The sequence below is a fragment of the uncultured Stenotrophomonas sp. genome (assembly GCF_963519925.1).
Classification (GTDB): Bacteria; Pseudomonadota; Gammaproteobacteria; order Xanthomonadales; family Xanthomonadaceae; genus Stenotrophomonas; species Stenotrophomonas maltophilia_AE.
Map to the genome: position 1 here is coordinate 1 of NZ_CAUQPH010000020.1, position 8215 is coordinate 8215.

At 65.5% G+C, this 8215-nt stretch carries 5 protein-coding genes and 1 pseudogene; 1 reads left to right on the forward strand and 5 read right to left on the reverse strand.

Going from position 1 to position 8215, the window contains the following annotated elements; all coding sequences use genetic code 11:
- The 5 genes and pseudogenes from RWO33_RS06085 to RWO33_RS06105 form a co-directional block, all read right to left on the reverse strand.
- Nucleotides 1–1041 (reverse strand): xanthine dehydrogenase family protein subunit M (locus tag RWO33_RS06085; RefSeq protein WP_314103276.1); only part of this gene is annotated, 1041 nt, incomplete at its 3' end.
- Nucleotides 1014–1526: pseudogene (locus RWO33_RS06090) on the reverse strand (2Fe-2S iron-sulfur cluster-binding protein); the annotation flags it as partial. The gene RWO33_RS06085 and the pseudogene RWO33_RS06090, both read right to left, overlap by 28 nt.
- Before the next feature lie 147 nt (nucleotides 1527–1673).
- Complete coding sequence (locus RWO33_RS06095; protein ID WP_145477515.1) at nucleotides 1674–1925, reverse strand: hypothetical protein; 252 nt, start codon at nucleotides 1923–1925, stop codon at nucleotides 1674–1676.
- Entirely contained in the window at nucleotides 1922–3256 is a 1335-nt protein-coding gene (locus RWO33_RS06100) for a TFIIB-type zinc ribbon-containing protein (RefSeq protein WP_314103231.1), read from the reverse strand. The genes RWO33_RS06095 and RWO33_RS06100 overlap by 4 nt, the downstream gene beginning before the upstream one ends.
- A gap of 18 nt (nucleotides 3257–3274) precedes the next feature.
- A complete protein-coding gene (locus RWO33_RS06105; protein ID WP_314103234.1) occupies nucleotides 3275–4423 on the reverse strand; it encodes an SPFH domain-containing protein in 1149 nt (382 codons plus the stop codon).
- A 218-nt stretch (nucleotides 4424–4641) separates the two neighbouring features.
- Here RWO33_RS06105 and RWO33_RS06110 point away from each other — a divergent pair, with 218 nt between their 5' ends.
- Entirely contained in the window at nucleotides 4642–8211 is a 3570-nt protein-coding gene (locus tag RWO33_RS06110) for a calcium-binding protein (RefSeq protein ID WP_314103236.1), read from the forward strand.
- Nucleotides 8212–8215: the final 4 nt, after the last annotated feature.

An 8215-nucleotide genomic window follows, 5' to 3' on the forward strand; every position in this document is an offset into this window, starting at 1 on the left:
CCGGCCGGGGGGGGGGACGGTGCGGTTCGGGGGGGGGGTGAGCGCGGGTTTGTGGGCGGGGTGGGCACGGGGTATTTTGATGGCGTTCGGGCCTGGGGGGCCGGCGCCGCCCAGCAGCCGGTCGGCCGCCGCCGCGAACGCCTCGGTGCTTGGCCGCTGGCCGACCAGAAGGGCTTCTGCCGCCGGGTCGCGCCACGGCTTGTGCGCAACGCTGCCCAGCGCCAGGCGCGCGCCGCGGATGCTGCCGTCGTCGGCAATATCCAGTGCCGCCGCCACGGACACCAGAGCGAAGGCGTAGGACAACCGTTCGCGCAACTTCAGGTAGGCGCTGTGCGCGGCGTATTCCGGCGCCGGTGGCAGTTCGATGCGCAGGATCAGTTCGTCCGGCTGCAGCGTGCTGTCGATATGCGGGGCATCCCCCGGCAGGCGGTGGAACCCGGCGAACGGGATGGTCCGTTCGCCCCGCACGCTGGCCACATGCACCGTGGCCTCGAGCGCCGCAAGCGCCACGCACATGTCCGACGGGTGGGTGGCAATGCAGTGTTCGCTGGCCCCGAGGATCGCGTGATGGCGGGTCAGCCCGCCCAGTGCCGAGCAGCCGGTGCCGGGTTCGCGCTTGTTGCACGGCGTGGCCCGGTCATAGAAATACGTGCAGCGTGTACGCTGCAGCAGGTTGCCGCCATTGCTCGCCATGTTGCGCAGCTGCGGCGAGGCAGCCGCGAGCATCGCAGCCGACAACAGGGGATAGTTGCGTTCCACCAGCGGATGCCAGGCGGTATCGGCGTTCCGCGCGGTGGCGCCCAGGCGCAGCCCGCCGTCTTCGCGCTGCTCGATGGTATCCAGCGGCAGCCGGTTCACGTCCACCAGGGCAGCTGGAGTCATCAACTGCAGCTTCATCAGGTCGAGCAGGTTGGTGCCGCCGGCGATGAAGCGGGTAGTGTTGGCGCCTTCGGAATCGGCGAGGGCCTGCAGCGCCTGCTGGACCGATTCTGCGCGTTGGTAGGTCGGGGGAATCATGCCGGCACCGTCCCGGGCACCCAGTCTTTCGGGGTTGGCCTGGCGCCCTCGTCGTCGCCGTCCAGCACCGACATCACCGCATCGGTGATCTGCGGATAGGCGCCGCAGCGGCAGATGTTGCCACTCATCAGCTCGCGCACCTGGTCGCGGCTGCAGGCCTTGCCTTCGTTGACCAGGCCCTGTGCCGAGCAGATCTGCCCGGGGGTGCAATACCCGCACTGCAGGGCATCGCAGGCCACGAACGCCGCCTGCAGCGGGTGCAGCACGTCGCCCTCGGCAAAGCCTTCGATGGTCTGCACCTCGGCCCCGTCCTGCATCACCGCCAGGGTGAGGCAGCTGTTGATGCGCCGCCCATCCACCAGCACCGTGCAGGCGCCGCACTGCCCGTGGTCGCAGCCCTTCTTGGTGCCGGTCAGCTGAAGCCGTTCACGTAGGAGGTCGAGCAGGCTGACCGTGGATTCGAGCTGCAGGGTGTGCAGCGCACCGTTGACGGTGAGCGTCACGGGGTAAAGCTCGCGCGGACGCGGGTCGGGGCGGTCGTACTCGCTCATGGCAGTTCCGGCTGGGGCGATCTACCCCACGGTGTGCCATGTCTTGTCTAGTCAGAGTGCATGGTGGATGCACGTAGCGCGAAGACGGGCGTTGATGGACCGCGTTCATCCTCCCCCGCGCACCACCCGCTTCCGATACTCGCGCACGTTGTCGCCGCGTATCCGCGTCTCCTGGGTGCCATTGTTGGTGCCCACCTGCTGGTCCGAGCCGGTCACCGGCTTGGCCTCCACCGTGGTCTCGCGCTCGAACGCGTGCGATTTGTCGGTGTTGCGGTAGTACCGGTACAGGCCCCAGTACAGGGCTGTTGCGCTGGCAGGGCCAGCCAACAGCAACCAGAGTCCACTATCGTCGCTCATGAGGCAGCTACCAGGAACCAGAGGGTGATGGCTTCAACGACCGTGCCGGTGGTGAGCGCGGCCAGCAGCAGCTTCCACTGCTGCACCGGCACGCTGCCCATGGTTTCACCGGTGCGCCCGTTGACCGCGATGTAGTGCAGCATGCCGCCGTTCCTGCCGGGCTGGTGGTACGAATACAGCCACACCGGCAGGTACATCGACACCCAGCGTGAACCGTGCACGTCCACCTGCTCGGTTTCCCAGCGCACGCCGCGGTCGTAGCGGCGCACCGAGCCCTCGACCTCGGAACGGGCGATGGACAGCAGCTGGTCTTCCAGCCGCGGTTTCATCTTCTCCACGTCCAGGTTGCGCTTTTCCGAGGTAAAGCCCAGCAGATACGATGCATTCCACTTCAACGCGTTCTTGGTGTCGAACGGCAGGATCGCGTTGATGATGTTGTTGGTGTTGACCTTGGTATCCAGGTTGCCGCGCTCGGCCGAGGATTCCAGCGGCAGGTCGTCCACGGTGAAATCCACCTGGCGGTCCACCTGGTAGACGTCCGCGTCGTAATACGTTTTTTTCTTGTCGCCTTCGCCGCGGGTGTACTGCCGGGTCTTGATCTCACCCTTGCCAGTCACGCGGGCGCTGACATTGCTGTCCACGATCATGTACGGCATGTACACGCCGACCACGTTCTCCGGAGTGAACTGCTCCTTGAACGCTTTCAGTGCGAACAGCCGGCGCTTGTCCACGAACTGGCGGATGCGCGCGACCGCGTCGTCTTTCGTGATCCGGAACGGCAGCACCGCATCGGGCACCGCGCCGTTGGCGACCTGTTCGTTGACCCCGAACACATGGCGGCACCAATGGCAGCGTGCGGTCATGGTGGTTTCGGTGTTGATGGTCACTTCGGCGCCGCAGCCGGTGCACTTGAAGCTCATCAGGCTGGCGGTCCCGGCCTGGATGTCGCGGGCACCGGAGGCGATGACCGTGCCCCGCAGCTGGTCGAGCCCTTCGCCCAGCCCGAATTCCTGCTCCACCAGCGCGCCGTGCCATTCGTGGCGACAGAACTGGCACACCAGCACGTCGGTGCCCAGCTTGAGGCGCACGTCGGTCGAGCCACACTTCGGGCAACGGTTGAGACCGTCCTTCAGCTCCTCGGCCCGGGTATCGAGCGCGACCGGATCGGGCGCCTCGATTTCGGCGCGGATCGGGTCGGGCAGGGTGGCCGGGTCCAGCGGGAAGCTGCCGGACAGCGGCGGCACGTCGCGTGGCGAACCGGGTCCGGTGACGGACTCGGGCAACGGCGGCGGGCCCCCGGGCAGCGGGGGCGGTGTTCTTGGATCGGACATGGTTATCGTGCGCCCGCCTTACAGACCCAGTGCCTTGGCCTTGAGCGCGTCGTAGTCGTCCTGGGTGATCAGGCCGAGGTCCAGCATCTCCTTGGCCTTCTTCAGCTTGGCCACCGGGTCATCGGCCGCCGGCGCTGCCGGGGCGACCGGCTGCTGCATCGCGCCGGCCCCGAACATGCCGGTCGCCATGCCGACGCCGACCAGCCCGGCCGCGCCGCCGTTCTCACCGGCCGACTGGATGCCTTGGGCCACGCTGGCCTGCAGGTTGGAGTTGCCACGGCCGCCGGTCAAGGCATCGGCGCGCTGCACGGTCTTGAGCAGCTCGCGGGTATTGGCGTCGTACTCGATCGAGACGATGGCGGTCTTGACGATGGCCAGGCCACGGTCGGACTTCCACTGGTAACCCTGCTCAACGGCAGCGGACAGGCTCTGCGCGAAGCCGAGCGAATCCTGCTGCAGCTTGGTGATGCGGTTGCCCTTGCCCGGATCGTTGGTATACAGGCTGAAGGCGGGCGCCAGCGAACCCACTACCTCATTGAAGAGCTGGCTGGCGGCCGCGTTGTCCAGGTCGGTGAAGTCGAACACCTTGCCCGGCTGCAGGTAGCTGGCCGGCACGAAGTTCTTCACGAACAGGATGGGGTCGACGATCTTCAGCGTGTACGAGCCGCGCGTGATCGCGCCGACCTGGGTGTTGAGGAAGCCGTCGTCCCAGTAAATCTCGGACTGGGTGCCGAAGCGGTTGTCCGGCAGCTCCTTGAGCGAGACGAAGAACGCGGCCTGCTGGCCGCCGGGCTGGCCGCCGAACTTGAAGCGCTCCCAGCTCTGCTTGATCAACGGGGTGACGATGCCGTCGCCGGCAAAGATCGACTGCGAGTTGAGGTCATCCGAACGCCACTCGTAGCCACCCGGTTCGGCGACGAAGCCGGTGATGGCCCCGTCCTGGAACAGCAGCAGGCCATAGCCCTCGGGCACCACGATCTTCGAGCCATTGGTGATGATGTTGGACGAGCCGCTGGTGTTGGACCCGCGCCCGGCGTTGGTGCCCTGGGGCACCGCCGCGAACAGCGCCGCCGTGGCCGGCAGGCCTGCCGGAACGGTGTAGAAGTCCTTCCACTGGTCGGCCAGCACGCCGCCGACTGCACCCTTCACTGCCTGAATGAGACCCATGGCCCGCTCCCTGAGATCCAAGGACGGGCGGGGTGCCCGTCACGATGAAGGGACTATAGCAGCGAGGCGAAGAGCGGGAGTGGGCGTTTCCGGCAGCCGGAGGCGCGAAAGGGCTAAACCATCTGTCCGAATCGGGGATGTTTCACCATAAGAGGCGGCGTACACCTGGATCGCGGTCGCCTGCTCTGCACTCTCCGCACCTCTCAAGGACCCGCCTCATGCCCGACCCGAACATCATCACTGGCAACGACACCTCGGAATCGTTGTCCGGAACCAATGGCGTGGACATCATTTATGGAGGTAAGGGCTGGGACCACCTCTGGGGCCTCGCCGGTGATGACATTCTTTACGGTGAGGAGGGCAATGACCAACTCTACGGCGAAGCTGGCAACGACGTACTGATCGGTGGGCGCGGTGATGATGTCCTGTTCGGCGGGGAGGGCGCGAACGTCTATCGTTTCAGCGCTGGTGACGGGCATGATTCCATTGATAACATGCAAAACAGCGTCTCTGACGACTTCATTGAATTCGATGGCTCCATCAACGTCGCGGATGTGCGGGTGGAAGACGACCTGGGAAGCCCATGGGGACTGAAGTTCACATTTATAGGAAGGCCCGATGACTCGGTGAGAGTGTCGAACTATTTCTACTGGGGCTACCCGGGGCAGATCGGCGGTATCCGCTTTGCGGACGGGACCGTCTGGGATTCCATGGAGGTCATAAGACAGCTCAACCGGCCAACCGATGAGAACCAGTCTCTGGTCGGCACCGACGCCGTAGACGTCATCGAGGGTGGCGGCGGCAATGACTCGCTCTATGGCCGCGGCGGGGACGACGTCCTGTCCGGCGGGACCGGTGACGATTATCTGACGGGGGAGCAGGGGAACGACAGCCTGGATGGCGGCGAAGGAAACGACCGGCTGTATGGCAATGACGGGGACGATCTCCTGATGGGGGGAGACGGCGACGACGAGCTCTATGGCGATTCTGGCGATGACGTGCTGGTGGGCGGTGCGGGTAATGACTACCTGAGCGGGGGAGAAGGCAACGACACCTATCGGTTCGGCCCGGGCTTCGGCATCGACACCATCGACAACTACCACTGGTATTCGGACAGCCGCGGTACGGTGGAGTTCACGGGCGACCTGGTGTCCACGCTCTTTACCGCCTCAATGGTTGACGGGCACCTGGTGCTGACCGATGGGACCAACCAGCTCACCATCAGGTATTACGAGAACTACCCGGATGCGGCTATCGATGAGGTCCGCTTTGCCGACGGGGTCACCTGGGGTCCCGCACAGTTGAGGCAGATGACCTTGTTGCCCACCGATTCCGATCAGGTGATGCGAGGCTCGAGCGGCGATGACGTGATCGACGGCGGCGGCGGGAACGACACGCTTTACGGAGAGGCTGGCAACGATATTCTCATCGGCGGTACCGGCAACGATCTGCTTGAAGGGGGCGATGGAAACGACGTGTATCGCTTCGGGCTGGGTTTTGGTTCGGATGTAATACAGAACACGCGCTACAAGTACGGAGCGGCTACCAGTGACTTCATTGAGTTCGAAGCGGGCATCTCCGCTTCCAGCCTGCGGGTGAGCCGGGTCGGCGATACGATGGAATTGCGCCTGGATGGCTACCTTGACGACGTCATCCGGGTGCTCGACTTCTACCAGCCGCTGGGTGACTACAGTTACCACATTGATGGAATACGATTCGCCGACGGCACGGTGATCGATCACGCCGAACTGAATCGTATCGGCAATCCGCCCACCGATGAGGGCCGGGAGATCCACGGCACGACATTGAATGACACGCTCGATGGCGGCGGCGGTGACGATTACATGTACGCCGGGGCAGGCGATGACGTGTTGTTCGGCGGAACGGGCAATGACCGGCTTTACGGCGATGTAGGTAACGACTCACTCTTCGGCGGCGATGACGCGGATTATCTGGCAGGAGAGGAAGGCGACGACTTTCTGGACGGCGGCCAGGGTGACGACGAACTGGACGGCGGCAGCGGCGACGACACTTACTACTATCAGCGCGGCAACGGACTGGATACTGTTTACGCCTACACTGTGTCCGGTAACGATGAGGTCCTGTTCGGTCCCGGCCTGAGCGCGGCGGACGTTGTTGTGATCAACGACGGCATTGACCTGAGCTTCCGGACGCTCGGCGACGGCGGCGGCATCGCGTTCCTCGATTTCCGATGGTGGCAGCCCAGCCTGTCACTGCGCTTTGCCGACGGTACGGAACTGGATTCCGCCCAGCTGCAGGCGGCAACGCTGTGGACGCAGACAGCGGATGTCACCGGCACTACCCTCACTGGTGATGAGTTCGGCGATTACCTGATCGGCCAGGGCGGCAAGGACACCCTGCGCGGGCTGGAGGGCGACGACCTGCTCGAGGGCGGCGCGGGCGATGACATCCTCATCGGCGGCCTGGGCAACGACACGTACTACTTCGCGAGCGGCTGGGGCAAGGACACGATCCGCACCCTGAATCCTGCAGAAGATGGGATCGGGCTGGACCGGATCTATTTCGTCAATAGCATCTCGGCTGTGGATCTGACCGTAGCGAGCACGGCGTCCGACCTGATCCTGACCCATGCCACCACGGGCGACCGCATCACCGTAGGCGGCTTCTTCTCGCACATCGGGCAGGACGGCGACCGGGCCGTCGACGAGGTTCGATTCGTCGACGGAACCGTCTGGAGCGTCGACGACCTGATCCTCGGCCAGCAGCAGGGAACGGGCGCAGCCCAGTACATTCACGGTCGCAGCGTGGACGACACGATCGACGCCGGCGGCGGCAATGATACGGTGTTCGGCTACGCGGGCGATGACATCCTTGACGGCGGCGCCGGCAATGACCGCCTGGACGGCGGCAGCGGCAGCGATACCTACCGGTTCCAGCTGGGCTGGGGCAGGGATGTGGTGGCCGGCAGCGGCGCGGAGGCGAGCGGGGACGACGTCGACGTGCTGGAGTTCGGCGCGGGCGTGGTGGGCAGCGATCTGCGCGTGGTGAGCGGAGCGTCGGACCTGCTGCTGCAGCACGCCAACGGCGACTCGATCACGCTGGAGGGGGTGTTCACCGATCCCCATTCCATCCAGGAGGTGCGCTTCGCCGATGGCACCACCTGGAATCTCGACGATCTGCTGGACCTGCAGCTGCTCGGCGATGAAACCGACCAGTACCAGCAGGGCACCTCGCGCTCGGACCTGATCCAGGGCCTCGGCGGTAACGACCTGCTGTACGGGCGAGGCGGCGCCGACACCCTGGACGGCGGGGAAGGCGACGACGTGCTGGACGGCGGCGTCGGCAACGACAGCCTGGAAGGCGGCGACGGCAACGACATGTTCGTGTTCTCGCGGGGTTCCGGCCAGGACCGCGCGACCAGCCAGGACCCGGACGGCATCTTCTGGGACGTCGTGCAGCTGGGCGAGGGCATCGCCGCCGAGCAGGTGACCCTGAGCCGGGACGGCCGTGACGTGGTGCTCAGCCTCACCGGCACCGACGACAGCCTGACCCTGGTCGACTTCCTGCCCGAGGTGGAAGGCGACTGGCCCACCGCCTTCGACGAGGTCTGGTTTGCCGACGGCACCATCTGGGACGCCTACAGCATCATCGGGGCACTGCCGACGGCTGGCAGCGAGGGCACCACCGAACTTAACGTGCTGGTGGCGGCGATGGCGGTGCCGGGTGCCGGGTCCGGCGCAGCTCCCTTGGTATCGCTGGACGACAGCGGGCTCGGGCAGTTCCGGCTGGCGCACGTGGCCATCTGACCCC